Origin of the sequence: Zhongshania borealis (genome assembly GCF_039539625.1) — a bacterium.
GTDB lineage: Bacteria > Pseudomonadota > Gammaproteobacteria > Pseudomonadales > Spongiibacteraceae > Spongiibacter > Spongiibacter borealis.
Window position 1 is genome coordinate 253626 of record NZ_BAABDM010000003.1, and the last position, 26477, is coordinate 280102.

Consider the following 26477-nt stretch of genomic DNA (forward strand, 5'->3'; position numbering starts at 1 on the left):
GGGGTCTCTGCAAGTTTGTAACCCGATGTTAATTAAGGAAAAATCATGTCACATATAAGCATGCGTGAAATGCTGCAAGCCGGCGTTCACTTTGGTCACCAGACTCGTTACTGGAATCCAAAAATGGCACCGTATATTTTTGGTGCTCGTAACAAGATCCACATAATCAATCTTGAGCACACTGTACCGGCGATGAATAGCGCGCTGGATGCAATTGCTAAGATGGCTGCAAATAAGAACAAAATCCTGTTTGTTGGCACTAAGCGTGCTGCAAGCAAGATTATTGGTGAGCAGGCTGCCCGTGCAGGTATGCCTTTTGTTAGTCACCGCTGGTTGGGTGGCATGCTGACCAACTACAAAACCATTCGTCAGTCAGTGCGTCGCCTTCGTGAGCTTGAAGCTCAGGAATTAGACGGTACTTTTGACAAATTGACCAAAAAAGAGGCCCTGATGCGTCGCCGTGATATGGAGAAGCTAGAGCGCTCCATTGGTGGTATCAAGGATATGGCAGGTCTGCCAGATGCACTGTTTGTTATTGACGTTGATCACGAGCGGATCGCGATCCAAGAAGCCAATAAACTGGGTATCCCAGTATTTGGTATCGTGGATACGAATAGCAACCCCGACGGTGTTGATTTTGTAATTCCTGGTAACGACGACGCGATTCGCGCCATCAAACTTTATGTTACTGCTGTTGCCGATGTCGCTATTAGTGCCGCCGCCAACGATGCTGTGGCAAAAGATGAGTTTGTTGAAGTTGCTGCAAGCCCAGAAGGCGAGAGCGCTGCCGAGTAATACTCGCCGCCAAGCAGTCTGCGAAAGGGGGCGCGGCCCCCTTTTTTTGGATATCTATTGAGTAGGGCTAGTTATAAAAGCGGTACTCAAGCTCAAATACGAGGATTTTAGGATGGCTGTATCAGCATCAATGGTTAAAGAACTACGCGATCGCACTGGCCTTGGCATGATGGAGTGTAAAAAAGCACTCAATGAAGCCAATGGTGATATCGATCTGGCAATTGAAGAGCTGCGTAAATCAAGTGGCATGAAAGCGGCTAAAAAAGCCGGTCGTACTGCGGCTGATGGCGTTGTAACAACTAAGGTAGCTGAAGACGGTAGCTACGGCGTGGTTGTTGAAGTGAATAGCGAAACTGATTTCGCTGCGCGTGAGCCAGGCTTTCAGGCTTTTGCTGCATTGGTTACCGAAAAAGTGTTTGCCACTAAAGAAACTGACATTGCTGCGCTGATGGCTGGTGATTTGGAATCTGCGCGTGAAGCATTGGTTCAAAAAATCGGCGAGAACATCAGTGTGCGTCGCGCATTGGTTGTCACTGCTGCAGATGGCGTAGTTGATAGCTATGTTCACTCAAACAACCGCATTGCGGTGTTGGTTGCACTAAAAGGCGGCGACGCTGAATTGGCTCGCGACGTGGCAATGCACGTAGCTGCGGTTAATCCGCGTGTTGCTAAAGCCGAAGACATGCCTGCGGAAGAAATTGCCAAAGAGCGTGAAATTTTCACTGCTCAAGCGGCGGAAAGCGGTAAGCCTGCTGAGATCATTGAAAAAATGATCGACGGCCGTATCCGTAAGTTCCTGTCAGAAAGCTCATTGGTTGATCAGGCGTTTGTTAAAGAGCCTGAATTGACCGTTGGCAAACTGCTGAAAAACAGCAGCGCTGATATACAAGAATTCGTTCGCTTTGAAGTGGGTGAAGGTATTGAAGTTGAGGAAGTGGATTTTGCCGCCGAGGTGGCTGCTCAGCTGAAAGGCTAAGCCACTTAGTAAATCGGGGCCTTCGGGCCCCGATTTACTATAGGCGATATACAAATGTGATATAAATATCGTGCAATGTGGTGAGGTAGATAATGTCTAGCGTAAGTCGGGATAAGAAATACAAGCGCATACTTTTAAAGTTAAGTGGCGAGGCTCTAATGGGGAGTCTGGGGTTTGGTATTGACCCCAAGGTCTTGGATCGAATGGCGCTGGAAGTAGGGCAACTCGTTGGTATTGGCGTGCAGGTTGGTCTGGTGGTGGGCGGCGGTAATTTGTTCCGTGGCGCAGCATTACAGACGGCGGGACTCGATAGAGTCACCGGCGACCACATGGGCATGCTAGCAACAGTTATGAACGCACTGGCGCTTCGTGACGCGCTTGAGCGTAGCAATATAAAATCTTCAGTTATGTCGGCCATACCGATGAGTGGTGTTGTTGATCATTACGATCGTCGCAAGGCTATTCGCGCCCTGACCCGTGGTGAAGTGGTAATTTTTGCCGCCGGTACCGGTAATCCGTTCTTTACCACCGATTCAGCTGCAGTTCTGCGCGGTATCGAGGTCGACGCTGATTTAGTGCTTAAGGCAACCAAGGTCGACGGAGTTTATAGTGCCGACCCAATGCTTGATCCAGACGCAGAAAAATACGATTACCTTAGTTATGATGAAGTACTAGACAAAAAGCTTGAGGTCATGGATCTTACTGCGATTTGTTTGTGCCGTGATCACAATATGCCCTTGCGCGTATTTGCGATGGAGCAACAAGGCGCACTTTTGAATATTGTTGTAGGTGGCGAAGAGGGAACGCTGGTGGCCACTTCACGCCGCGAGGAGAAAAAATCGTGATAGATGAACTGAAAGAAGATGCCAAAGTACGTATGGCTAAAGCCATTGATGCTTTGGGTGGTAACTTTAATAAAATTCGTACCGGTCGCGCTCACCCGAGTCTGCTAGACGGCGTTCGAGTTTCTTATTACGGCACCGATACGCCTTTGTCGCAGGTTGCGAATATTGGTATTGAGGATGCGCGTACTCTCACAGTTACACCGTGGGAAAAGAATATTGTTCCCGATGTGGAAAAGGCCTTGATGAAGTCGGATCTGGGCTTAAACCCCAGCACGGCTGGCAGTGTTATTCGTATTCCGATGGCGATGTTGACTGAGGAGACGCGTAAAGGCTATATCAAAACTGCGCGTCACGAGGCCGAGAGTGCTCGCGTGTCGATTCGGAATGCTCGTCGCGACGTGCTGTCTGACATTAAAGAGCTACTTAAAGAAAAAGAAATCAGTGAAGACGATGAGCGTCGTGCCCAGGACGAGGTTCAAAAAATTACTGACCAATTTATCGCGGAAGTCGACAAAGCTCTTGCGGCTAAAGAAACTGACCTGATGGTCATCTAGGCGGCGAATGACCTTGTCATGGCAGTAGTTACGCGGCCAGCCGCATCCCCCAGTATTCCTCGTCATGTTGCCATCATTATGGATGGCAACAATCGTTGGGCCAAGCGCCAGGGCCTCAAATCTTCGTCCGGTCACCGAGCTGGTGTTGAAGTTATTCGACCTCTGCTTAAGTTGACGCGGGAGCGGGGCGTTGAAGTGGTGACTTTGTTTGCTTTCTCTAGTGAGAATTGGCAGCGACCCAGTTTGGAAGTGCAGGCCTTAATGCGGCTGTTTTCGAGTTATTTGGATTCGGAAACCAAGCAGCTACACGCCGACGGTGTTCGTATGCGGTTTATTGGTGAGCGAGGGCAGTTTTCAGCAAGCCTACGTAAACAAATGGACTACAGTGAACAACTGACACGGTTTAATCGTGATACACAGTTGGTGATTGCTGTCGATTACGGTGGCCAAGGTGATATTGTTAACGCCGCTAAAGTCTTGGCTGAGCGGGTTAAGGCTGGAGAGATTGAGCCTGCCGACTTCAGTGTTGAGTTATTTGACCAGCATATGTCGTTGTCCGATGTTCCTAAGCCAGATTTGTGTATTCGCACGGCTGGCGAGCAGCGCATTAGTAATTTTTTACTGTGGCAGCTGGCTTATAGCGAGCTGTATTTCACCGATTGTTTTTGGCCTGATTTCGACGATGTGGAGTTGGATCGAGCCTTGCAAGCCTATGCCCAGCGGGATCGACGCTTTGGGGGGCGAGATAATGATAACGATTCGCCCACAGCAGAATAGGAGACGTACTTTATGCTAAAGCAGCGAATCATCACTGGCGTGTTGCTTGTATTGGCGATATTTGCAGCCTTGGCGTATTTATCTATGCCAGCGTTAACCGGTTTGATTGCAGGTGCATTTTTGCTGGCTGCATGGGAGTGGGCTAATTTGAGTGGCTTTGAAAGCCAGCCAGGGCGCGGGTTGTATGTGTTCGGTAGCGCATTAGTAATGGCGATGGTGGCGTGGCAGTCGGCATTGATGGCTGAGCAAAATACCGCAGTGCTTAGAGATATATTTGTCGCAGCTTGCCTCTGGTGGACTATTGCCTTGTTGTGGGTCAAAACCTACCCGACAAGTGCTGTGCTGTGGGGCTCGAAAGCGGCTCGCAGTGTGATGGGGCTGTTGGTTCTGGTGCCAGCTTGGTTGGCGCTGAGTTATTTGCGCTATCTTCCCGATGGTGTTTATTTGATTTTGGTCGTGATTGGTTTAGTGGTGGCCGCTGATGTTGGCGCCTATTTTACGGGGCGCGCCCTTGGCAAAGCCAAGTTGGCGGCCGCGGTCAGTCCAGGTAAATCTTGGGCAGGATTTTGGGGAGGCTTGGCGAGCTGTGTATCGCTGATGGCTATCTTGTGGCAGGTATGGCCTGGCGCTATGCCAATCAGTTTGGTGGCTGCGCTGATGCTCGCAGTGGTCACTGGTCTGGCTTCAGTGCTGGGTGATTTGCTAGAGAGCATGGTAAAACGTCATCGTGGCATTAAAGACAGCGGCAATATCTTGCCTGGTCATGGTGGGATTATGGATCGGATTGATAGTATTACCGCCGCTGCGCCGGTATTTGCACTTGGCTTATTTGCTACAGGTTGGGTGTAATGCAGTCGGTAACAGTACTTGGTTCCACTGGGTCGGTTGGCCTTAGCACGCTGGATGTGCTTGCTCGGCACCCGGATCGCTATTCGGTATATGCGTTAACAGCAAACACCAGTGTAGATGAGCTGTTCGCGCAAATTATTACTTTCACTCCTCGGTATGCCGTTTTACGTGATGAAACCTTGGCGATGGAGTTTGCTAATCGCATTCGCGCCGCGGGTAGTGAGACTGAAGTGTTGAGTGGCGAAGCGGGCTTGTGTCGTGTGGCGGCAGCAGCAGATATAACGTTGGCGGCGATAGTTGGCACGGCGGGACTGCTGCCAACCTTGGCTGCAGTCGAAGCCGGTAAAAAGGTATTGCTTGCCAATAAAGAGTCACTGGTGATGGCGGGTCGCCTGTTTATGGATGCTGTTACTCGGAGTGGGGCTACCTTACTGCCGATTGATAGCGAGCATAATGCTATTTTCCAATGTCTGCCTTTGGCTGTCGACGCCGGGATTAAGGCGCAAGGCGTTCAGCGGATATTATTAACTGGCTCTGGCGGGCCTTTTCGTAGCACGCCGCTAGCAGAATTAGACTCAGTTACGCCAGATCAAGCCTGCGCGCACCCTAATTGGTCTATGGGGCGGAAGATATCGGTTGATTCGGCCACGATGATGAACAAAGGGTTGGAGCTGATAGAAGCCTGCTGGTTATTTCAAACTGATCCTAGCAATATCGATATCATTATTCATCCACAGAGTGTTATTCACTCGATGGTCGAATACGTCGACGGTTCGGTGCTTGCGCAGTTGGGTAATCCAGATATGCGAACGCCGATCGCTCACGCACTTGCTTGGCCTGAGAGAATTCACTCTGGGGTGTCGAGTCTGGATATAATCAGTCAGGCGCGCCTAGACTTTGAGGCGCCGGATGAGCAGCGCTTCCCCTGCTTGCGACTGGCCCGCGATGCGGCGATACGCGGCGGCACGGCGCCTGCTGTGTTGAACGCGGCGAACGAGATCGCCGTTGCTGCTTTTCTAGAAGGCAAGCTGGCCTTTGTTGACATTGCGTATGTGATTGCCGAAGTGATGGCTCAAACAAATATTGGTGAACCCCAGTCTTTACTTGATGTCCAATCTGCGGACTTCGCGGCTAGGCAGTTGGCTGCCCAGATTATTAGCGCTAAAACTCAGCTCTAGTAAGTACTATAATGAAACGCTTTTTAGTAGTAGTAAGTTACGTAAAGGCTTCGATAAGGGACCACTAGCGTGCTAGATATTTTGCAGACAGTGTTAATAACGATTGCGACCTTGGCCATTTTGGTTGCTGTGCATGAGTTTGGCCATTTTTGGATGGCAAGGCGTTGTGGCGTTAAAGTTTTGCGATTTTCAGTCGGCTTTGGTCGGCCGTTGTTGAAGTGGACTGATCGCAGCGGCACTGAATTTGTTGTTGCCGGTATCCCTCTTGGTGGCTACGTGAAAATGCTTGACGAGCGCGAGGCGCCTGTCGCGGATGAGTTTCTGAGCCAGGCCTTTAACCGCGCTACTCCGAAGTCCAGAATTGCGATTGCTGCAGCCGGTCCTTTGGCAAACATCGTGTTGGCTATTTTTGTCTATTGGCTTATTTTTTTAAACGGTGTGACTGGGGTTGCGCCGGTAGTGGCAGAAGTTGCAGCTGATTCACTGGCAGCGAGAGCCGGTATTGTTGCTGGCCAAGAATTTATAGCTGTAGATGGTAAGTCAACGCCGACCTGGGAAACGCTGCAAATGCAGTTGCTCGAGCGTATTGGTGAAGATGGTGATCTTCACTTGTCTCTCAAATACCCCGATTCCGACCTTATATACGAAAGCACCGTGCCATTGAATGGCTGGATGCAAGGTATTGAAGAGCCAAACCCTGTGCGGGAGCTAGGCGTAACACTCTATATGCCTGCGTTACTCGCAAAATTGGATCAAGTCATGCCTGACAGCCCCGCAGAGCGCGCAGGTTTACAGTCGGGAGACCTTGTCCTGGCGGTGGACGGTAATGAAGTTGCCAATTGGTCTGAGTGGGTCGACTATATTCGGGATGTTCCTGAACAGAGTGTTACGCTACTTATCGATCGCGATGGCCAGCAGCGTGAGCTGCAGATAACCCCTGAACGGAAATTGGATGAATCGGCAACGGCCTATGGTTATGTTGGTGTCAGCGTTGCCATGCCTGAATGGCCGAAAAGTATGCAACGTTCGGTTGAATACGGTGTTTTTGGCGCAGCCGTGGCGGCAGTTGATAAAACTTGGCAGATGAGCGCTTTTACATTGACATCAATTAAAAAGATGCTAACTGGCCTGTTATCACCAAAAAACTTGAGTGGGCCTATAACCATTGCTAAAGTGGCGAGCTCCTCAGTGCAGTACGGCTTTTATTCGTGGCTTACGTTTTTGGCGCTATTGAGTGTTAGTCTTGCCGTATTGAATTTACTGCCAATTCCAGTATTAGACGGCGGCCATATCGTCTACGCCTTTTTCGAATGGGTGACAGGTAAACCGGTGGCTGAACAAGTTCAGGTGTGGGCGAATCAGCTGGGCTTGGTGATGGTAGTTTTTGTCATGGTATTCGCTTTATATAACGATGTGTTGCGGCTGTAATTTCAAGTCTATGCGATGCTTTTTATCTTACATATTGGCGCTGTTGGTTATGTTTTGGCAGTCGCCCCGAGCCTTGGTTTTTAGCTGTTGATGAAACGCCTTTTAGCACTTAGTTTTTTTCTGTGGTCGGCGAGCTTTTACGCTGCGGCCCAAAACTCACTCACAGTGACGGATATCCGCATTGAAGGTTTGCAGCGAATTTCATCGGAAACGGTGTTTTCGGCGCTCCCTATCAGCGTTGGCGAAAAGTTTGAGCCGCGATCTTTGGCCAATGCCTCGCGGGCTTTGTTCAATACCGGCAACTTTGATGATATTCAAATTGGTGTTGACGGCGATGTCTTAGTCGTAAAAGTTGTCGAGCGTCCGGCAATCAGTGCTATCAACTTAGAAGGTAATAAGGCGCTTGCCACCGATGCATTGATGGACGGCCTTAAAGGCGCAGGCTTGGCCGAGGGTCAGGTTTTTAAGCGGTCAACTCTTGAAAGTATGGGTATGGAATTGACCCGCCAGTATGTTTCGCAAGGCCGTTACGATGCTAGCATCGAAACCGATGTGGTAGCAGAGCCGCGTAACAGGGTGTCGATCAGTATCAATATTGATGAAGGCAGCAATGCAACCATCGAACATATCAATATTGTTGGTAATACTGTATACGATGATGAAACATTGCTTGATCTCTTCGAATTAAAAACCGGCGGCCTATTTTCCTTTTTTAGCAGTGCCGACAAATACTCCCGCGAAAAATTAAAAGGCGACCTCGAAAAACTTAACTCCTATTATTTGGATCGCGGTTATTTGTTATTTAACTCGGACTCCGTTCAAGTTGCAATTAGCCCCAATCGTCAGTCGGTGTATATCACGGTTAACGTCATCGAAGGCGCGAAATTTACGGTGAGTGGCGCTGAACTGTCTGGTGACTTGGTATTGCCTGAGGAAGATTTGTCGCGATTTGTACTGGTTAAAGAAGGTCAAGTTTTCTCGCAGGCATTGGTTACCAGTACCGAAGAATTTTTGACAAAGAGGCTTGGCAACGAAGGTTATAATTTCGCAAAGGTGCGTGGTATTCCTGAGCAAGATGAAGACGCGAATACCGTTGCGATTAAGTTTTTTATTGATCCCGGTAAACGCACCTATGTTCGCCGTATTGAGTTTGAAGGCAACTCGCGGACATCAGATGAAGTACTGCGTCGAGAAATGCGCCAATTTGAGGGCGCACCAGCTTCAGCTGATAAAATTGAAATGTCTCGGATTCGTTTGGAGCGCCTAGGTTTCTTCAAGGAGGCGAAAGTCGACACGCTTGAAGTGCCGGGTACCGATGACTTGATTGACCTTAGCTATAAAGTCGAAGAGCAAAGTTCTGGTAGCCTCGGCGCGAGTTTGGGCTTCTCCCAGGATAGTGGCTTATTACTGACCGCGAATATTCAACAAAATAACTTCTTTGGTACTGGTCAACAGGTTGGCTTCGGGGTTTCCCGTAACGATTTCTCTACTAGTGTGAATTTTAATTACACCGATCCTTACTTTACGGAAGATGGCGTAAGTCGCGGCTTCTCAATGTATTATCGCACTACCGACTACGAAGAGATAAACGTTGCTAGCTATACCACAGACACCTACGGCACAAGTGTTAATTTTGGTTACCCAATTTCAGAAACAGAGCGTTTAGGCTTTAATTTGGGCTTTAGTCGTACGCTTATCGAAGCAGGTGTGAGTGCGGTCAAAGAAATTAAAACTAGCCCGCGTATCTTAGACATTATCGATAACTATTTTGTCAGCACTCAGGATGCAACCACTGGTGAGTATACTGTTGCTGAGGTGCTTAAAAATATTGATGAGCTTGATCCTAGTGCGCTAACTATCAGTGAAGAAGAAGGCTTCTTGGATAAATACGGTGAGGAGTTTAATAACTTCACTGCGGGAATGTCTTGGCGCCAGTCGACCTTGAACCGAGGTCTATTAGCGACACGTGGCGCGTCGCAGTCGCTTTCCCTTGAGGCTGCCGTTCCGGGGTCTGATCTGGAGTACTTTAAAATTGGCTATGAAGGTCAGCTATATGTGCCGATCAGCAGTAGCTTTACATTTCGTTTCCGGACTCAGCTTGGTTACGGCGATGGATATGGCGAGCTCAACGGCTTGCCGTTCTACGAGAACTTTTATGCCGGTGGTTTTGGCTCCGTGCGTGGTTATAAGAGCAATACCCTTGGCCCACGTAGTACGACGGCCGATATTTACCGTATAAGTCAGGCTGCAACAGCGATCGATGCCGATGGCAATGCGCGAGCTTTATCTGCACAGGGCGCATATGTAGTCGATCCGACAACTGGGATGCTTGTGGTCGATAGCGCGAATACTTACAATCGCGATCCAGATCCATTCGGTGGCAACGTGCTGATCGAAGGTAGCGCTGAATTACTGTTCCCGCTACCTTTTGTGAAAGACCAGCGCTCAGTGCGGAGCGGCTTTTTCTTTGATGCGGGTAACGTTTTTAGTACCAACTGTGGTACTTCCCAGTTGAATTGTTCAACGCCGAGCGTGTCAGATTTACGATACTCAGTGGGGCTTGGTGCAACATGGATTACAGGTTTTGGGCCTTTGACCTTTAGTCTGGGTCGAGCACTGAACCCAGAAAGAATTGATGACACTGAAATATTTCAGTTCTCATTGGGACGTACTTTTTAAATATTATTCAAATAAGTATAGGAGCTTTTCATGAAGTTTTATAAGGTAGTTGCCGTTGCTGTTATGGCGTTGTGGGCTTGCGGTGTAGCCGCTGAAGGTCGGATCGCGGTATTTGATGTCGAAGCAGCGGTATTAAATACCGATATGGCCAAAAAGCGCTTAACTGATATGCGTAATCAGGCTGAATACAAAAAGAATGTTTCTGAGCTAGAGTCATTAAAGAAAAAATACGACAAGGTTGTCGAACAATTTCAGAAAGATTTCGATATTCTTAGCGCTGAACAGCGTCAGGCCACTAAGAACAAAATTGATGCAGCGCGCGCTGACGGTGAGCATATCGCTCGCAAAATCGAAAGTGCGAATCAGCAAGAAGCACAATCAATTCTGCAAGAGCTAGGACCAAAACTGCAGGCTATTCTTCCGCAGCTTGTTAAAGATGAAAATATTGGATTGCTGCTACCGCGTAAAGCAGTTCTTCATGCTGATAGCAGCTACGACATCACTGCTAAAGTTGCTGATAAGTTGAATAACGCCAAGTAATGTCCGCGGTTACATCATTCAGCCTAGCTGAACTTGCGGCGATCCTGAACGTAAGCTTTCAGGGTGACGCCGCTACCCGTCTGGTGGGTATAGCGCCACTTGCTACCGCTGGAACTGGTCATCTTAGTTTTTGCTCAAATAGTAGGTTTAAAGCCGCGCTGCAGACCAGCACTGCTAGTGCGGTTATTCTTCCCCCTGAACTCGCTGTCAGTTACCCAGGTAACTGCTTGGTAGCAACCGCCCCCTATTATATATATGCAAGCTTAAGCGCACTGTTTGATCCTCCGGAAAGGCCTCGGGCTGGGGTGCACCCTGGTGCGCTCGTAGCCGCCGCCGATGTTTATGAGTCAGCCAGTATCGGCGCGAATTATATTATCGAACAGCGCGGTGTTCTTGGTGCGGATGCTGTAATTGGTCCGGGTACGGTAATTGCTTCTAATACGCGACTTGGTAAAAATTGTTATATTCACGCTAATGATTCGGTATATCACGATATGAGTATCGGAGATGATGCTGTAATTCACTCTGGCGCTGTTATCGGTAGCAATGGTTTTGGTTTTACGGCTCGCCAAGGTGGCTGGCAAGACGAATGTCACCTTGGTAGGTTAAATATTGGTAATTAGCTCGAAATTCATGGGTGAATGCGCTTCGCATTGGAAGGCACTTTGTTAGGCAATGATGTTATCTGTGATGACTTTACGGTACTCGAGGATAATGTCATTGTCGGCGATAGTGCTGCCTTAATTGCGGGTGGCTATATTACAATTGCAAATCATGTACATGTTGCCGCGCGGTATGGTGTTACTAAGTCAATTTTAGAGTTTTGTTCTTATTTCAGTGCTACGGGAATGATGGGCGCTGGTGTATGGCGAAAATGCGCTTTGTGATTTGCGGAGCTCGACGAATTATTTTCGCGAGCAGTGTTTTGGAAAGAAACGTAAAAAAACAAACTAAAGGATGAAAGCTAAGTCATGCTGATGGATATCAATGAAGTTAAAGAATACTTACCGCAGCGTTACCCGTTTTTATTAGTAGATCGGGTGCTCGAACTCAATTTGGGTGAATCGATTGTTGCGTTAAAAAATGTCACCGGCAATGAAAATCATTTTAACGGTCATTTTCCTGAATTGCCGATTATGCCGGGTGTATTGATAATAGAAGCAATGGCGCAAGCAGCAGGTATTTTGGGATTTAAAACCCTAGATAAAAAGCCGGCAGAAGGTTCTATTTATATGTTTGCTGGTGTCGACAAGGCGCGCTTTAAGCGCCAAGTTGTGCCAGGTGATCAATTGATTCTAAAGGCACAGTACGTATCGGATAAAAGCGGCTTGTGGAAATTTGAATGCCAAGCCTATGTCGAAGATAAATTGGCTGCGTCCGCTACCATATTGTGTATTGACCGAAAGAGTAAGTAATTGTGATTGAAAATATTCATCCTACAGCGGTCATCGACCCGCGCGCGATCATTGATCCGAGCGCGGTGATTGGCGCTGGGGTAACGATTGGTCCTTGGACCATGGTTGGCGCTGATGTTGAAATCGCCGAAAATTGCGAAATTCGCTCGCATGTCGTGTTAATGGGGCCGACCAAAATCGGCAAGAATAACCGCATATTTCAATTTTCAACAGTAGGCGACGCAACCCCTGATCTTAAGTATAAAGGGGAAAAGACCGAACTCATTATCGGGGACAATAATGTAATCCGTGAAGGTGTAACCATCCATCGGGGCACTGTTCAAGACCAAGGTAAGACGATTATTGGTGACCATAACTTACTGATGGCCTATGTTCATGTCGGTCATGATTCGGTCATAGGTAACCATTGCATACTGGTAAACAATGCCTCATTGGCTGGACATGTTGTTGTTGGCGACTGGGCTATATTGAGTGGTTATACGCTTGTGCATCAATTTTGTTTGATCGGTGCGCATAGTTTTGCCGGCTTTGGTTGTGGTATCAGTAAAGATGTACCGGCTTATGTGACCGTGAGTGGTACGCCTGCAGCAGCAAAGACCATCAATAGCGAAGGTCTCAAGCGTCGTGGCTTCAGCACAGAAAGTATTGCTGCAATTCGTCGTGCTTACAAAATTATTTATCGCCAGAATAATACGGTGGAAGAAGCTTTAACGGCCTTACAGCCCTTAATTACTGAATTTCCAGATGTGCAATTATTGGCAGATTCCTTGACTCAATCTCAGCGCGGCATTGTGCGTTAAATCGCGTCTTCCCGCCGCGTAACAATGGCAATTCTATGACAGCTTTACGAATCGGTATTATCGCTGGCGAAGCGTCCGGTGATATTTTAGGCGCTGATTTAATTCGAGCGATAAAGTCGCGATACCCAGACGCTGAATTTGAGGGTGTAGGTGGCCCTTTGATGATTGAACAAGGGTGTCGCAGTCTATGTAATATGGATCGTTTGTCAGTTATGGGTGTTGTGGAGCCTCTCAAACGTCTACCAGAATTACTGCGCCTACGTCGGATGCTTAAACGGTATCTTTTGCGCTGGCAACCCGCAATAGTCATTGGTATTGATTCGCCCGATTTCACACTGAATATTGAACGGTTTTTGCGAAAGCGTAATGTGAAAACGCTGCATTATGTTAGTCCTTCGGTATGGGCTTGGCGGCAGGGGCGGGTCAAGGGCATCGCTAAGGCAGTCGACCATATGCTGACGTTGTTCCCTTTTGAAGAGCGCTTTTATCAAGATCACGGTGTACCTGTGACCTGTGTTGGTCATCCGCTGGCTGATCAAATATCACTTGATGATCACCGCAGTGCGGCAAGGTTGGAACTGGATATAGATGGCGGTCACCCGGTTTTAGCAATTTTGCCAGGGAGTCGCGCTGGTGAGGTTGCACAACTGATTAAACCGTTTTTAGAAACGGCGCAATGGCTGCGCCGGGCGCAGCCAAATATAGAGTTTCTCATTCCTGCGGCCAACGCCGAACGTAAAATTCAAATATTGCAGGCTATTGGCTCGTTTTCGCAAGACCTGCCGGTTCGTGTGCTCAGCGGTAAGTCGCGCACAGTGATGGCTGCGGCGGATGTAGTGTTAATGGCATCGGGTACGACCAGCTTAGAAGCACTTTTATTGCAAAGACCAATGGTTGTAGCCTATCGCTTTGGTAAATGGTCGTTTAAATTATTGTCGCGCTTGGTTAAAACGCCTTTCTTTTCTTTGCCCAATTTATTAGCTCAGCGGGCTTTAGTACCCGAGGTCCTGCAAGATGAAGTGCGGGCTGAAGTCATGGGGCCATTACTGCTAGAACAGCTTAACGACGCTAATCATCGCGATTCCTTGATTACCGAGTTTCAGGGCATTCATCGCCAGTTGGCATTAGGTGCTAGTGATCGGGCTGCGGATGTTGTATTAGCCTGCGCCGGAGTATGCAATGTCCACGATGGATGATTTTTTTGCTGATTTTAATGTGCCGGAGTTGACCGCAGGGGTCGACGAGGTCGGCCGCGGTCCCCTGTGTGGCGATGTTGTAACCGCTGCGGTTATTCTCGACCCTGAGAACCCGATTGCTGGATTAAATGATTCTAAAAAACTTACAGAAAAACGCCGTGAAGCGCTATTTGATGAAATACAAAAAAAGGCCTTAAGTTTTTGTGTCGCCCGGGCCTCGGTCGCTGAGATTGACGATATTAATATCCTGCAGGCAAGTCTGTTAGCGATGCACCGAGCGGTTGCGGGTTTGTCGATACAGCCAGAGTATGTTCTGGTGGATGGCAATAAAGTCCCTAAGTGGCAGTATAAAGCTGAGGCGGTGGTGAAGGGCGATAGCAGAGTGCCGGCCATTGCGGCGGCATCGATACTGGCGAAAGTCACTCGGGATCGAGAGATGGTCGCGTTGGATAGTGTTTATCCAGGCTACGGAATTGCCGGTCACAAAGGTTACCCGACTAAGGTACATATGGAAGCCTTGCAGCGCTTGGGTGTTACCCCAATTCATCGGCGTAGTTATGCGCCAGTACGTGCGGCGCTGGAGTCTGAATAATGATGAATGACAGTTTTGTGCATCTGCGAGTGCATTCAGAATATTCATTGGTTGATGGCTTGGTTAGAGTGAAAGAGCTGACCAAAAGGGCTGCTAAGCTCGGCATGCCCGCGGTCGCGCTCACAGACTTAAATAATTTTTACGCCTTAATTAAATTCCAAAAAGCGGCGATGGGCGAAGGTGTTAAGCCCATCTTTGGCTGTGATTTACTGATGCGCGATGACGATGATCCTGATCAAACTACCGTCATCTGTTTATTGGCGCAAAATGAGAAGGGTTATCGTAACCTCACCGAACTGATATCCCGCGCCTATCAAGATGGTCAATACCTCGGGAAGGCCTATGCATATCGCAGCTGGATTGAAGAGGCTAGCGAGGGGCTCATCGCTTTGTCCGGCGGAAGGGAGGGCGATATTGGTCAGGCGTTGCTTAGTGGTAAGACCGAAATTGCGCAGCGTAGTTTATCGCGATGGCTGGGCGTATTTCATGACCGCTTTTATATGGAGTTACAGCGCACTGGGCGCCATAACGAAGATGATTACCTGCATGCGGCAATAGACTTGGCGGAGACAAATGACTGCCCCGTGGTTGCCACGAATGATGTGCGCTTTTTAGATGCCGAAGAGTTCGAGGCGCACGATGCTAGGGTTTGTATTCGCGATGGTCGGGTCTTGGACGATCCGCGTCGACCGCGTAATTACAGTGACCAGCAGTATTTGCGCAGCCCAGAAGAAATGGCTGAGCTATTTGCCGATATTCCAGAGGCGTTGCAAAACAGTGTGGAAATTGCCAAGCGCTGTAATCTTACAATTCAGTTGGGTACGTATTACTTACCAGAATACCCAATTCCGGATGGATTGACCCAGGAGCAGTTTTTCCGTCAGCTTTGTCATGATGGTCTGGATCAGCGTCTGAATTTTCTATTCGACCGTAATTCGCCTGAGTTTGAAGCCCATCAGACTGAATATCGAGATCGTCTAGAATTTGAACTCAATGTTATTCTGCAAATGGGTTTCCCTGGCTACTTCCTGATCGTTATGGATTTTATTCAGTGGGCTAAAGACCACGATATTCCGGTTGGTCCCGGCCGGGGCTCAGGTGCGGGTTCGCTAGTAGCCTATGCGCTAAAAATTACCGATCTTGACCCAATCCAATACGACCTGCTGTTCGAGCGATTTTTGAATCCCGAGCGGGTATCAATGCCCGACTTTGACGTCGATTTTTGTATGGAAGGGCGCGATCGGGTAATTAATTACGTGGCGGATAATTATGGCCGCGACGCAGTGAGCCAGATCATCACCTTTGGTACCATGGCTGCAAAGGCGGTTGTGCGCGATGTTGCTCGGGTGCAGGGCAAGGCATATGGCTTAGCCGACAAATTGTCGAAAATGATTCCCTTCGAAGTGGGCATCACACTTAGTAAAGCCCATGAGCAAGAAGAGATACTTCGCGAGTTTCTTGAAGCAGACGAGCAGGCCCAAGAAATCTGGGACATGGCAATTCAGCTTGAGGGCGTGGTCCGCGGTGTGGGTAAGCACGCTGGGGGTGTGGTTATCGCGCCCTCCAAGCTCACCGATTTCGCGCCGCTGTACTGTGATGATGCCGGTGGAGGCTTGGTTACCCAGTTTGACAAAAGTGATGTCGAAGAAGCGGGCTTGGTTAAGTTCGACTTTTTGGGGCTGCGTACACTCACCATAATTCACTGGGCCTTAAAAATAGTGAATGCTCAGCGCGCCAAGTTAGGCGAAGAAGCGCTCGATATTATGTCGATCCCGCTCCAGGATCGACCTACGTTTGATATGTTGAAGCGGGCAGAGACAACTGCGGTATTCCAGTTGGAATCCCGTGGTATGAAGGATTTAATAAAGCGGCTGTTGCCTTCTTGCTTTGAAGATATTATCGCACTGGTGGCCTTGTTTCGACCTGGCCCGCTGCAGTCGGGCATGGTTGATGACTTTATCAACCGTAAACACGGCCGCGCTGAGTTGGCATATCCGCATCCACAGTTTCAGCACGAATGTCTAAAACCTGTTCTGGAGCCGACTTACGGTATTATCCTTTATCAAGAACAGGTTATGCAGATCGCTCAGGTAATGGGTGGTGTGAGCCTCGGCGGCGCCGATTTATTACGGCGGGCAATGGGTAAGAAAAACGCTGCAGAAATGGATAAGCAGCGGAGCTTGTTTCAGACCGGTGCGGTAGAGAAAGGCTTTTCTGAAGAGCTTGCATCGAATATTTTCGATTTGATGGAGAAGTTTGCGGGATACGGCTTTAATAAATCTCACTCCGCAGCCTACGCCTTAGTTTCCTATCAAACTGCCTGGTTGAAGACTCATTACCCAGCGCCCTTTATGGCGGCGGTAATGAGTTCGGAATTGGACAATACCGACAAAATCGTTATCTTCATCGAAGAATGTAGGGAAATGAAGTTGGACTATAAATTGCCTTCAGTAAACGAAGGTGAGTATATGTTCACGGTCAATGATCGCGGCCAAATCGTATATGGTCTCGGTGCCATAAAAGGCTTGGGCGAAGGCCCCGTTGAAAATATTATTGCTGCTCGCAACGAAGGTGGCCCTTTTAAAAATCTTTTTGAATTCTGCGAGCGCACCGATCCCCGCAAAGTGAATAAGCGAGCGATAGAAGCGTTGATACGCTCTGGAGCCTTTGATGACCTTGGCGAAGATCGCGCTGTACTTATGGCGGCGATGCCTGATGCTGTGCAGGGTGCTGAGCAAGCGGCTAAAAATGTCGAAAGCGGAATGATGGATTTGTTTGGCGGCAGTCTTGCAGTTGAAGACGAGGCGGGCGATGTTTATGCAAGCTTTAAAAGCGTAAGACGCTGGACAACGAAAGAGCGCTTGCTTGGCGAGAAAGAAACCCTTGGCCTATACGTTACCGGCCACCCCATTGATGATTACGAGACCGAATTGCGACGTTTTGTGCCTCGGAAAATTGTTGACCTAAATCCCGAGAAGCATCCTCAGACCATTGCTGGGTTGGTGATGAGCACCCGAACGATGAAAAATAAACGCGGCGACACTATGGCGTTTGTATTGCTCGATGACCGCAGTGCTCGGATCGAGGTGGCACTATTTAGTGATGCCTATGATGAATGCCGAGAAAAACTGATTAAAGACACCGTAATCGTTGTTGAAGGGGTATGCAGTAACGACGAGTATAGCGGTGGTAAGAAAATGCGAGTGAAAGCGGTGCGCAGCATTGCTGAGGCGCGGGATCAGCACGCGCGTGAATTGCAACTTTCAGTTAGCGCCGAACACATAGACGATGACACGATTGCCCGTTTAAAAGGCGCGTTGAGTGTAGCTAAGGGCGGTCGTTGCCCTGTGGTGATAAATTATCAACGTCATGAAGGCAGTGGCAAAATTCGCCTCGGGGATAATTGGCGAATCCTGCCAAATGATGAGTTATTACTGCGTTTAGGTGAAGAGTGTGGCGCAAATAACGTGGTCATCAATTACGATTAACGTATAATCATCCTATTGAATGTGCCTATTTATCATTCCGATGGTGGTAGGTTTCACGGACGACAACAAGTGAATATGTGAGCGATGAATCCCAATTATCTTGATTTTGAACAACCCATTGCGGAACTGGAAGCCAAGATTGAAGAGCTTCAGTTGGTCGGAAGTGACAACGACCTTAATATCAACGAAGAAATCACTAAACTTCGGGAAAAAAGCAGTAAATTAACCGAGAAGATTTTTTCGAGTCTCACGCCTTGGAATGTTGTTAAAATTGCGCGGCATCCAATGCGGCCTTATGCCTTGGATTATATTCGCCGAATTTTTACTGACTTTGACGAACTGCATGGCGATCGTCATTTTGGCGACGATACCGCCATCGTTGGCGGTATCGGCAAAATCAATGGCATGCCGGTAATGGTCATCGGTCAGGAGAAAGGCCGAGGTGTTACTGAAAAGGTAAAACGTAATTTCGGTATGCCAAAGCCCGAAGGCTATCGCAAAGCCCTACGCCTTATGGAGCTGGCCGAACGCTATAAATTGCCGATCGTAACGCTAATTGACACGCCCGGTGCCTACCCCGGTATTGACAGTGAAGAGCGTGGTATCAGTGAGGCCATTGCCCAAAATTTGGCCGTCATGTCGCGTCTTAAAACCCCGATTGTTTGTATCGTTATTGGTGAGGGCAGCTCCGGTGGCGCCTTGGGTATTGGTGTCGGCGACCACATTGCGATGCTGCAATACTCAACCTATTTTGTGATCTCGCCAGAAGGTTGCGCGAATATTATTTGGAAGAGTTCAGAGTTTGCCCCCGATGCGGCCGAGGCAATGGGTTTGACCTCGACGATTCTCGAAGAGTTGGGAATTGTTGATGCAACGATTCCGGAACCACAGGGCGGCGCTCATCGTGATATCGACAGCAGTGCCGAGCGTGTTCGTGAACACCTAGTCACTCAAATTAAACGTTTGCAGGCGCTCCCTGAAAAAGAACTGTTAGATACCCGTTATGCGCGGTTAATGTCATACGGAACGAGCTAGCCGAGTCTTAGATAATGAGGGAGGTAGCGCTGCGTTGACGGAACTATTACCCCTCGTTAATCAGGCCTTGACGCCGTTTTTTGCGCGTGAAAAGTTATGGCTCGCTTATAGTGGCGGCTTAGACTCACAAGTATTATTACATTTGCTTTGGCGCCTACGCGAGCAGGCGAGCATTGCAGAAACTCCCTTTCCTATATTAAATGCAATTCATATAAATCATCAGTTGCAATCGCCGGCCGGTACTTGGGCTGCGCATTGCCAACGCCAGTGTGCAGACTACGATATACCTTTTACTTTGCGAGCAGTTGACGTTTCTGGGCGGCGTCGCGGAATTGAGGCGTCGGCGCGAGATGCGCGGTATCGAGAATTTGAAGATGTTTTGCGCGAAGGTGATGTATTGCTGTTGGCGCATCATCTCGACGATCAGGCTGAGACCCTATTATTACGGTTACTACGTGGTGCTGGCGTATCCGGGTTGGCGGCAATGCCAATTCGTCGCACGCTCGGTAGTGGTGAGCTTTTTCGGCCGTTATTAGATGTTCCGCGCGCCAGTATAGAAGCCTATGCTAAGGAATATCAGTTGAGTTGGATAGAAGATCCTAGCAATACTGACACCCACTATCGACGGAATTTCCTGCGTCAGCGAGTGATGCCTCAGTTGGCCGAGCATTGGCCGGATTATCGGGTCGGTTTTGGACGGGCGGCTCGTTTACAAGCGGAAGCGGCGCAGCTGTTAGATGAATACATTGACGCAGACCTGTGTGCCATGACCGCCGATGATGCGTCACTTGATTTGATATCCTTGGCTGGGCTACCCGAAATACGCCAGCGCGCGATCTTGCGTCAATTCATTATTAAGCGCAGTGGCCTAGCGCTGGCATCCGCTCAGCTTGATACGATTGTTAGTCAATTTAGCGCAGCGCGCAGTGACAGCCAGCCGGAGTTTCGTTTGGCTGGTGGGAGTGTGCTGCGGGTCTATCGGCAGCGTTTGTTTTTCGGGCCGGCTTCACAAGTGGCTGTGGCGCCAGATGGCGAGTGGGATATTGGTCGACCACTTATTATCCCTGGTGTGGGTTGTATAACCGCTGAGCCTGAGGGCGATTTTGTACCGCGCGGCGCGCTTGAAATCCGCTTCCGGCAAGGTGGCGAGCGCTGTCAGCTAGCTGGTGAATCTCACAGTAGATCATTAAAAAAACTATTGCAGGAATGGCAGGTACCGCCATGGCAGCGCGAGGCGCTGCCGTTGATTTACTGCAAGGGTGAATTGGCTGCGATTGCCGGCATAGCTATTTGTGAGGGGTTTCGTGCCCAGCTGGGGGAGTCCGGTTGGAATATACGCTGGGAACCAGAGGCGCTGACCTAGTCGCTGAGGTCTGCTAGAATGCGCGGCTCGTAAAAAGAGCGCCAGTCATGACTACTGAAGATCTATCGCCCAACAATCCAAAGAGTAACCCCCTCGACAATATCCGCATTGTGTTGGTGAATACCTCCCATCCCGGTAATATCGGTGCGGTGGCTCGCGCGATGAAAAATATGTGTCTTAGCCAGCTTTACTTGGTTGAGCCCCGTAAATACCCGCACGATGAAGCGACGTGGCGAGCGGCTAGCGCCGACGACGTACTGAATTCTGCTGTAGTGTGTGCGACATTGGATGAGGCCATTGCCGATTGTCAGCTAGTGATCGGCACCAGTGCCAGAGAGCGCACTGTGCCTTGGCCACTGCTGGATCCGCGGCATTGCATGGAACGTGGTTATGCCGAGGCAGCAGCTGGTCATAAAATTGCGTTGGTGTTTGGGCGTGAAGACCGTGGCTTAACAAATGAAGAGTTGCAGCGCTGCAATTTGCACGTTCATATTCCAGCCAACCCGGAATACAGTTCCTTGAATATCGCTATGGCCGTTCAGGTCTTGGCTTATGAAGTGCGCATGCAGCACCTTAGTGGTGAGCTTAATAATAATGATATGGCTGATTGGGATGTGCCGGTAGCGGGGGCGCAGGATTTAGAACGCTACCTAGTACATCTTGAGGAAACTCTGCGAGATATCCATTTTTTACGCCCGGAAGCGCCAAAGAAGCTAATGACTCGCTTGCGTCGTCTCTATCAACGGACGCGACTCGATGAGATGGAAGTCAATATATTGAGAGGCATTCTAACCTCAACTCAGTACTGGGTGCGTAAAGCAAAGACCGATGAGGCTGGCGGCGCTGGACCAAAGAGTGGTGCTGACGGGGGAGAGTGATTATAATCCCCGCTCTTCCGCATTTTAAACCCTACTAAAAGCCTTGGTTATATAGTTGACCAATTTGCTTGGTTATTGCATAATTGCACCGTAGATTAAACGGGTATGGCTATGCGATTGACGACAAAAGGACGCTATGCCGTAACAGCGATGCTGGATTTGGCGCTGTACGGCGACCGAGGTCCCATAAGTTTGGCTGATGTGTCTAGCCGGCAGGATATTTCCCTGTCTTATCTGGAGCAATTGTTTGCCAAGTTGCGCCGTAAGGAGCTGGTGTCTAGCAGCCGAGGCCCGGGTGGAGGTTATCGTCTGAGTCGCCCCAGTCAAGAAATTTTCGTTGCCGATATTATCGATGCGGTCGATGAGCGTGTGGATGCGACCGGCTGTGCTGGTAGCAGTGACTGTCAAGATGGGCACACTTGCTTGACTCATAATTTGTGGACTGATCTAAGTGATCAGATTCACCATTTTTTAAGTGATATCAGTTTGGCCAGTTTGGTTGAGCGTCGAGATGTGCAATCAGTTTCAGCGCGCCAGCTACAAAAGGCGCGCAATGCGCAGTCAATTATTCTGACTGCGGTAGATTAGTTATTCGCTTGGTGTCGCTGTAGTCGTACCAAGGTTTTGGAGAAGTATATGCAACTGCCGATTTATTTGGATTACTCTGCGACCACACCGGTTGATCCTCGTGTGGCCGAGAAGATGATGGCTTGTTTGACGACCACGGGTACCTTTGGTAATCCTGCGTCTCGCTCGCATATGTTTGGCTGGAAGGCTGAAGAGGCCGTCGAAAATGCCCGTCGTCAAGTGGCTGATTTGCTGAATGCCGACCCTCGGGAGATTGTGTGGACTTCCGGTGCTACCGAGTCAAACAACTTGGCAATAAAGGGTGCAGCGCATTTTTACAGTAAAAAAGGCAAGCACATTATTACTTCTAAAATCGAGCACAAAGCGGTGCTTGATACCTGCCGGCAGCTAGAGCGGGAAGGTTTTGAGGTTACGTATTTAGACCCGACCGAAAAAGGTTTGATTACCGCAGAAGCGATTGCCGCTGCGCTGCGTGAAGACACCGTTTTGGTCAGTGTGATGCACGCCAATAATGAAATTGGCACCATCAACGACGTGGCAGCCATTGGCGAAGTATGCCGTGCGAATGGTGTGGTTTTTCATGTTGATGCAGCGCAAACCGCTGGTAAAGTCGTCATTGATATGGCGACCATGAAAATTGATTTATTGTCGATGTCGGCTCATAAAATGTATGGCCCCAAAGGTATTGGTGCGTTGTATGTTAGCCGCAAACCGCGTATTCGTCTGGAAGCGCAAATGCACGGTGGTGGTCATGAGCGCGGTATGCGTTCTGGCACCTTGCCTACGCATCAAATCGTGGGGATGGGTGCTGCTTGTGAACTTGGCCGCTTAGAAATGGCCCAAGATGCAGAGCATGCTATGGCGTTGCGTAACCAGTTCTGGGATGGTTTGAAAGACATGGAACAGGTCTTTGTAAACGGTGATTTTGAACAGCGTTTACCCGGTAATCTGAACGTTAGCTTGGCCTTTGTTGAAGGCGAATCACTGATTATGTCTCTGAAAGATTTGGCGGTGTCGTCGGGTTCAGCGTGTACTTCAGCAAGCTTGGAACCTTCTTATGTGTTGCGGGCGCTGGGCTTGAATGACGAGCTGGCGCACAGCTCGTTGCGTTTTTCTTTTGGTCGTTTTACTACGGCTGAAGAAGTGGATTACGCCATTAAGCAGGTGCGTGCTGCAGTTGAGAAATTACGGGAATTGTCGCCCTTGTGGGATATGTATCAAGACGGCGTCGATTTAGACAGTATTGTATGGGCAGCTCACTAAGCTGTTCAGATTGAGAGGACGAGATCATGGCCTATAGCGAAAAAGTACTCGATCACTATGAGAATCCACGCAATGTCGGTAAGTTTGACGACAGCGCGGATGAAATCGGCACCGGTATGGTCGGTGCGCCTGCTTGCGGTGACGTAATGCGTCTGCAAATCAAGGTGAATGAGCAGGGTGTTATTGAAGATGCCAAGTTTAAAACCTACGGTTGCGGTTCTGCTATCGCGTCTAGCTCTCTGCTAACTGAGTGGGTTAAGGGCAAGACGCTTGACGAAGCGGCACAAATTAAAAATACCGAAATCGCGCAAGAGTTAGCTTTGCCACCAGTGAAAATTCACTGTTCAGTTTTGGCCGAGGATGCGATCAAGGCTGCGGTAGCTGACTATCGTCAGAAGCGTACCGTATCCTAGGTTAGCGACTAGCATTAGATATTAGGGGAGAGTGCATGCCAGTTTCAGTAAGCAGCGCGGCAGCTAATCATATAAAGAAACAAATGCTCGGTCGTGGCCGGGGTTTGGGGATTCGCATTGGTGTGCGGACTTCTGGCTGCTCAGGTATGGCCTATGTATTGGAATTCGTAGACGAGCCTCAAGCAGAGGATCAGGTCTTTGAAAAAGACGGTGCAGCGGTGTATATCGACCCTAAGAGCATGGTTTATTTAGACGGCACCGAATTGGACTTTGTGAAGGAAGGTCTCAATGAGGGCCTGAAATTTAACAATCCCAATGTGTCGGCTGAGTGTGGCTGCGGTGAGAGCTTTACCGTCTAGCGGCCCTGCTGGCTGGCCCCAAAACTATGTCTGTATTCAATCCCCAGGAAAATTACTTTGCACTGTTGGCAGTGCCCCAGGGCTATGAAGTTGATATAGCAGCCCTGACTAAAAGCTATCGTGCATTGCAGCGCGATGCGCATCCCGATCGTTTTGCCAGTGGCTCTGAGCGCGATTTGCGCTTGGCGGTACAGCAGTCCTCGTTTATTAATGAAGCCTATGAAACTTTGGTATCGCCAACCCGGCGGGCTGCCTATTTATTGAAGTTGGCGGGGGTGGATAGCGATATGTCCTCAACCACTTTCCAAGACCCTGAGTTTCTTATGCAGCAAATGCAACTTCGCGAAGAGTTGTCTGAATTGCAGGATGCCAGTGATCCCGAGCAGGCATTGGATGTGTTTTATCGCGATTTAGAGGGGGCGGCCACCGGTCAGAAGAATATTTTTTCTCAAGCCTACAATCAACAACAGTTTGATTCGGCGCTGGCTGCTTACGCCAAGCTTCAGTTTTTAGAAAAGCTGCGTAGTGAAGCCGAACTGAAAGAGAGCGAATTGCTCGACTACTGATAAAAGGCGAGTGAATCGCCGGGAGTTCAGAAACCTTTTATGGCCTTGATGCAAATTTCAGAACCCGGACAAACCCCCGAGCCGCACCAGCGTAAGCTGGCGGTGGGGATTGATCTGGGCACCACCAATTCACTGGTTGCCAGTGTGCGCAATGCGCACGCTGATACCTTGGCAGATCTCGATGGCGCGCATTTGCTGCCGTCTGCGGTGTATTACCCAGAAGCGGGCGAGACTGTGGTGGGCGCGGCGGCATTAGCCGGTGCCAGCTCCGATCCGCGTAATACATTGTTATCTGTTAAGCGCTTTATGGGGAGGTCTTTTGCCGATTGTACTGCCGCTGCGGGGGCAAAAATGTTGCCCTATGAATTGCTGGATCAGGGCCAAGATATGGTCAAAATCCGTACTCGAGTTGGCGATATTTCGCCAGTGCAGGTATCTGCTGAGATTTTAAGAAGTCTAGCCAGTCGCGCAGAAGAAACCTTGGGTGGCGAGTTGACGGGGGCGGTGATTACGGTGCCTGCCTATTTTGACGACGCGCAGCGCCAAGCCACCAAAGACGCCGCCAAAATTGCTGGTATAAATGTGCTGCGCTTGCTCAATGAGCCCACGGCTGCGGCAGTGGCCTACGGCCTAGATCAGCACGATGAAATGGCTATTGCAGTTTTCGATTTGGGCGGCGGCACTTTTGATATTTCGGTGTTACAGCTCACCAAAGGTGTGTTTGAAGTGCTGTCTACCGGCGGCGACTCTGCCTTGGGTGGTGATGACTTCGATCACGCTATTGCCGACTGGTTTGTTGCGGCATCGGGTTTGCAGGATCTGGATATGTTTCAGCAACGCAGCTTGCTGACTGCTGCACGTAAGGCGAAAGAAGCCTTAAGTGGCGAGGACGCAGTTGATTTAGTGCTGGCTGATTTGAGCCAAAGTCTGAGTCGGGAGCAGTTTAATGCTTTGGTCGATCCCTTAATCGACACCGCAATTCGCGCGTGTAAGCGCGCCCTGCGCGATGCCAGATTACGCAGCGAAGACATCGCCAATGTGGTGATGGTTGGCGGCTCCACGCGGGTGCCGCGGGTGCGCGAGCGTGTGGCTCAGTGGTTTGGTCGCGAGCCTTTGGTCGATTTAGATCCTGATCGGGTGGTGGCTCTTGGTGCTGCTCTGCAGGCAGATCAGCTAGTGGGTAATCGCAGCGGCGACGAAATGTTACTGCTCGATGTGATCCCGCTATCACTGGGTATCGAGACCATGGGCGGCCTGACTGAGAAGGTGATTCACCGCAATACCACCATTCCCGTGGCAATGGCCCAGGAATTTACCACCTTTAAAGATGGTCAAACTGCCATGGCCATTCACGTGGTGCAGGGTGAGCGTGAGCTGGTTGAAGATTGTCGCTCGCTCGCGCGCTTTGAGTTGCAGGGTATTCCGCCTATGGTGGCGGGTGCTGCGCGCATAAAGGTGAAGTTCCAAGTTGATGCTGATGGCCTATTACAGGTATTTGCGACGGAAGAGAGCACAGGCGTCGAGAGCCATATTGCTGTTAAGCCGGCATACGGTTTGAATGACACCGATATTGCAGACATGCTCAAATCCTCTTGGGAAGCTGCAGTCGAAGACAAAGATGCTCGCGCACTGCGTGAGCATCAAATTGAAGCTGATTCTCTGCTGCAGGCATTGTCTGCTGCATTATTGCAAGACGGCGAAGCCATGCTTAGTGAGGCCGAACAACAGGATTTATTGGCTAAAATGGAAGTGCTGCACACTGAGCGTGAGCAGGGTACTGTTGCCAGTATCGCCAAGCATATTGAAATTGTCGGCAAAGCCAGCGAACTGTTTGCCGAGCGGCGCATGGATGCCAGTATTAACCAAGCACTCGCCGGCCGGCGGGTAGACGAATTGTAAG

At 49.5% G+C, this 26477-nt stretch carries 26 protein-coding genes; all 26 read left to right on the forward strand.

Annotated elements, in window-relative coordinates; all coding sequences use genetic code 11:
• Positions 1 to 45: 45 nt before the first annotated feature.
• Positions 46 to 795 (forward strand): 30S ribosomal protein S2, encoded by a 750-nt coding sequence (gene rpsB, locus ABD836_RS10510; RefSeq protein WP_344935514.1) that lies wholly within the window; start codon positions 46 to 48, stop codon positions 793 to 795.
• Between the two features lie 112 nt (positions 796 to 907).
• Positions 908 to 1771 (forward strand): translation elongation factor Ts, encoded by an 864-nt coding sequence (gene tsf, locus ABD836_RS10515; protein WP_344935516.1) that lies wholly within the window; start codon positions 908 to 910, stop codon positions 1769 to 1771.
• A 92-nt stretch (positions 1772 to 1863) separates the two neighbouring features.
• Entirely contained in the window at positions 1864 to 2616 is a 753-nt protein-coding gene (gene pyrH, locus ABD836_RS10520; protein WP_344935518.1) for a UMP kinase, read from the forward strand.
• A gap of 32 nt (positions 2617 to 2648) precedes the next feature.
• Positions 2649 to 3170, forward strand: a complete 522-nt coding sequence (gene frr, locus ABD836_RS10525; protein ID WP_425583033.1) for a ribosome recycling factor — start codon at positions 2649 to 2651, stop codon at positions 3168 to 3170.
• A gap of 18 nt (positions 3171 to 3188) precedes the next feature.
• Positions 3189 to 3947, forward strand: a complete 759-nt coding sequence (gene uppS, locus ABD836_RS10530) for a polyprenyl diphosphate synthase (RefSeq protein WP_344935522.1) — start codon at positions 3189 to 3191, stop codon at positions 3945 to 3947.
• Between the two features lie 12 nt (positions 3948 to 3959).
• The gene (locus ABD836_RS10535) at positions 3960 to 4796 is read left to right on the forward strand and encodes a phosphatidate cytidylyltransferase (protein WP_344935524.1); all 837 of its coding nucleotides are present in this window, start codon (positions 3960 to 3962) and stop codon (positions 4794 to 4796) included.
• Positions 4796 to 5974, forward strand: a complete 1179-nt coding sequence (ispC, locus tag ABD836_RS10540) for a 1-deoxy-D-xylulose-5-phosphate reductoisomerase (protein ID WP_344935526.1) — start codon at positions 4796 to 4798, stop codon at positions 5972 to 5974. The genes ABD836_RS10535 and ispC overlap by 1 nt, the downstream gene beginning before the upstream one ends.
• Positions 5975 to 6043: 69 nt before the next feature.
• Positions 6044 to 7402: an RIP metalloprotease RseP gene (rseP, locus tag ABD836_RS10545; protein WP_344935529.1), complete on the forward strand. Its 1359-nt coding sequence runs from the start codon at positions 6044 to 6046 to the stop codon at positions 7400 to 7402.
• Positions 7403 to 7492: 90 nt separating this feature from the next.
• Positions 7493 to 10081, forward strand: a complete 2589-nt coding sequence (gene bamA, locus ABD836_RS10550; RefSeq protein ID WP_344935531.1) for an outer membrane protein assembly factor BamA — start codon at positions 7493 to 7495, stop codon at positions 10079 to 10081.
• 30 nt (positions 10082 to 10111) lie between these two features.
• The gene (locus tag ABD836_RS10555) at positions 10112 to 10621 is read left to right on the forward strand and encodes an OmpH/Skp family outer membrane protein (RefSeq protein ID WP_344935535.1); all 510 of its coding nucleotides are present in this window, start codon (positions 10112 to 10114) and stop codon (positions 10619 to 10621) included.
• Positions 10621 to 11244: an LpxD N-terminal domain-containing protein gene (locus tag ABD836_RS10560; protein ID WP_344935537.1), complete on the forward strand. Its 624-nt coding sequence runs from the start codon at positions 10621 to 10623 to the stop codon at positions 11242 to 11244. The genes ABD836_RS10555 and ABD836_RS10560 overlap by 1 nt, the downstream gene beginning before the upstream one ends.
• Positions 11245 to 11262: 18 nt before the next feature.
• Positions 11263 to 11508, forward strand: a complete 246-nt coding sequence (locus tag ABD836_RS10565; protein ID WP_344935540.1) for a hypothetical protein — start codon at positions 11263 to 11265, stop codon at positions 11506 to 11508.
• A gap of 87 nt (positions 11509 to 11595) precedes the next feature.
• Positions 11596 to 12036 carry a 3-hydroxyacyl-ACP dehydratase FabZ gene (fabZ, locus tag ABD836_RS10570; protein WP_344935915.1) on the forward strand — a complete coding sequence of 147 codons (441 nt, stop codon included), beginning with the start codon at positions 11596 to 11598 and terminating at the stop codon, positions 12034 to 12036.
• A gap of 2 nt (positions 12037 to 12038) precedes the next feature.
• A complete protein-coding gene (gene lpxA, locus ABD836_RS10575; RefSeq protein ID WP_425583031.1) occupies positions 12039 to 12836 on the forward strand; it encodes an acyl-ACP--UDP-N-acetylglucosamine O-acyltransferase in 798 nt (265 codons plus the stop codon).
• A 35-nt stretch (positions 12837 to 12871) separates the two neighbouring features.
• A complete protein-coding gene (gene lpxB, locus ABD836_RS10580) occupies positions 12872 to 14032 on the forward strand; it encodes a lipid-A-disaccharide synthase (protein WP_344935543.1) in 1161 nt (386 codons plus the stop codon).
• Positions 14016 to 14624: a ribonuclease HII gene (gene rnhB, locus ABD836_RS10585; protein WP_344935545.1), complete on the forward strand. Its 609-nt coding sequence runs from the start codon at positions 14016 to 14018 to the stop codon at positions 14622 to 14624. The genes lpxB and rnhB overlap by 17 nt, the downstream gene beginning before the upstream one ends.
• 2 nt (positions 14625 to 14626) lie before the next feature.
• On the forward strand, positions 14627 to 18112 hold the full coding sequence (dnaE, locus tag ABD836_RS10590; protein WP_344935920.1) for a DNA polymerase III subunit alpha: 3486 nt from the start codon (positions 14627 to 14629) through the stop codon (positions 18110 to 18112).
• Between the two features lie 84 nt (positions 18113 to 18196).
• On the forward strand, positions 18197 to 19147 hold the full coding sequence (locus ABD836_RS10595; RefSeq protein WP_344935547.1) for an acetyl-CoA carboxylase carboxyltransferase subunit alpha: 951 nt from the start codon (positions 18197 to 18199) through the stop codon (positions 19145 to 19147).
• A gap of 34 nt (positions 19148 to 19181) precedes the next feature.
• Positions 19182 to 20510 (forward strand): tRNA lysidine(34) synthetase TilS, encoded by a 1329-nt coding sequence (gene tilS, locus ABD836_RS10600; RefSeq protein WP_344935550.1) that lies wholly within the window; start codon positions 19182 to 19184, stop codon positions 20508 to 20510.
• Between the two features lie 47 nt (positions 20511 to 20557).
• On the forward strand, positions 20558 to 21388 hold the full coding sequence (trmJ, locus tag ABD836_RS10605; protein ID WP_344935552.1) for a tRNA (cytosine(32)/uridine(32)-2'-O)-methyltransferase TrmJ: 831 nt from the start codon (positions 20558 to 20560) through the stop codon (positions 21386 to 21388).
• A 111-nt stretch (positions 21389 to 21499) separates the two neighbouring features.
• Positions 21500 to 21976 carry an Rrf2 family transcriptional regulator gene (locus ABD836_RS10610; RefSeq protein ID WP_344935554.1) on the forward strand — a complete coding sequence of 159 codons (477 nt, stop codon included), beginning with the start codon at positions 21500 to 21502 and terminating at the stop codon, positions 21974 to 21976.
• Between the two features lie 48 nt (positions 21977 to 22024).
• On the forward strand, positions 22025 to 23239 hold the full coding sequence (locus tag ABD836_RS10615) for an IscS subfamily cysteine desulfurase (protein ID WP_344935556.1): 1215 nt from the start codon (positions 22025 to 22027) through the stop codon (positions 23237 to 23239).
• Positions 23240 to 23265: 26 nt separating this feature from the next.
• Complete coding sequence (gene iscU, locus ABD836_RS10620) at positions 23266 to 23652, forward strand: Fe-S cluster assembly scaffold IscU (protein WP_344935558.1); 387 nt, start codon at positions 23266 to 23268, stop codon at positions 23650 to 23652.
• 35 nt (positions 23653 to 23687) lie between these two features.
• Positions 23688 to 24011, forward strand: coding sequence for an iron-sulfur cluster assembly protein IscA (gene iscA, locus ABD836_RS10625; protein ID WP_344935562.1), 324 nt, complete (start codon positions 23688 to 23690; stop codon positions 24009 to 24011).
• A 26-nt stretch (positions 24012 to 24037) separates the two neighbouring features.
• Complete coding sequence (hscB, locus tag ABD836_RS10630; protein WP_344935564.1) at positions 24038 to 24577, forward strand: Fe-S protein assembly co-chaperone HscB; 540 nt, start codon at positions 24038 to 24040, stop codon at positions 24575 to 24577.
• Positions 24578 to 24616: 39 nt separating this feature from the next.
• Positions 24617 to 26476: a Fe-S protein assembly chaperone HscA gene (gene hscA / locus ABD836_RS10635; protein ID WP_344935566.1), complete on the forward strand. Its 1860-nt coding sequence runs from the start codon at positions 24617 to 24619 to the stop codon at positions 26474 to 26476.
• Position 26477 lies beyond the last annotated feature (1 nt).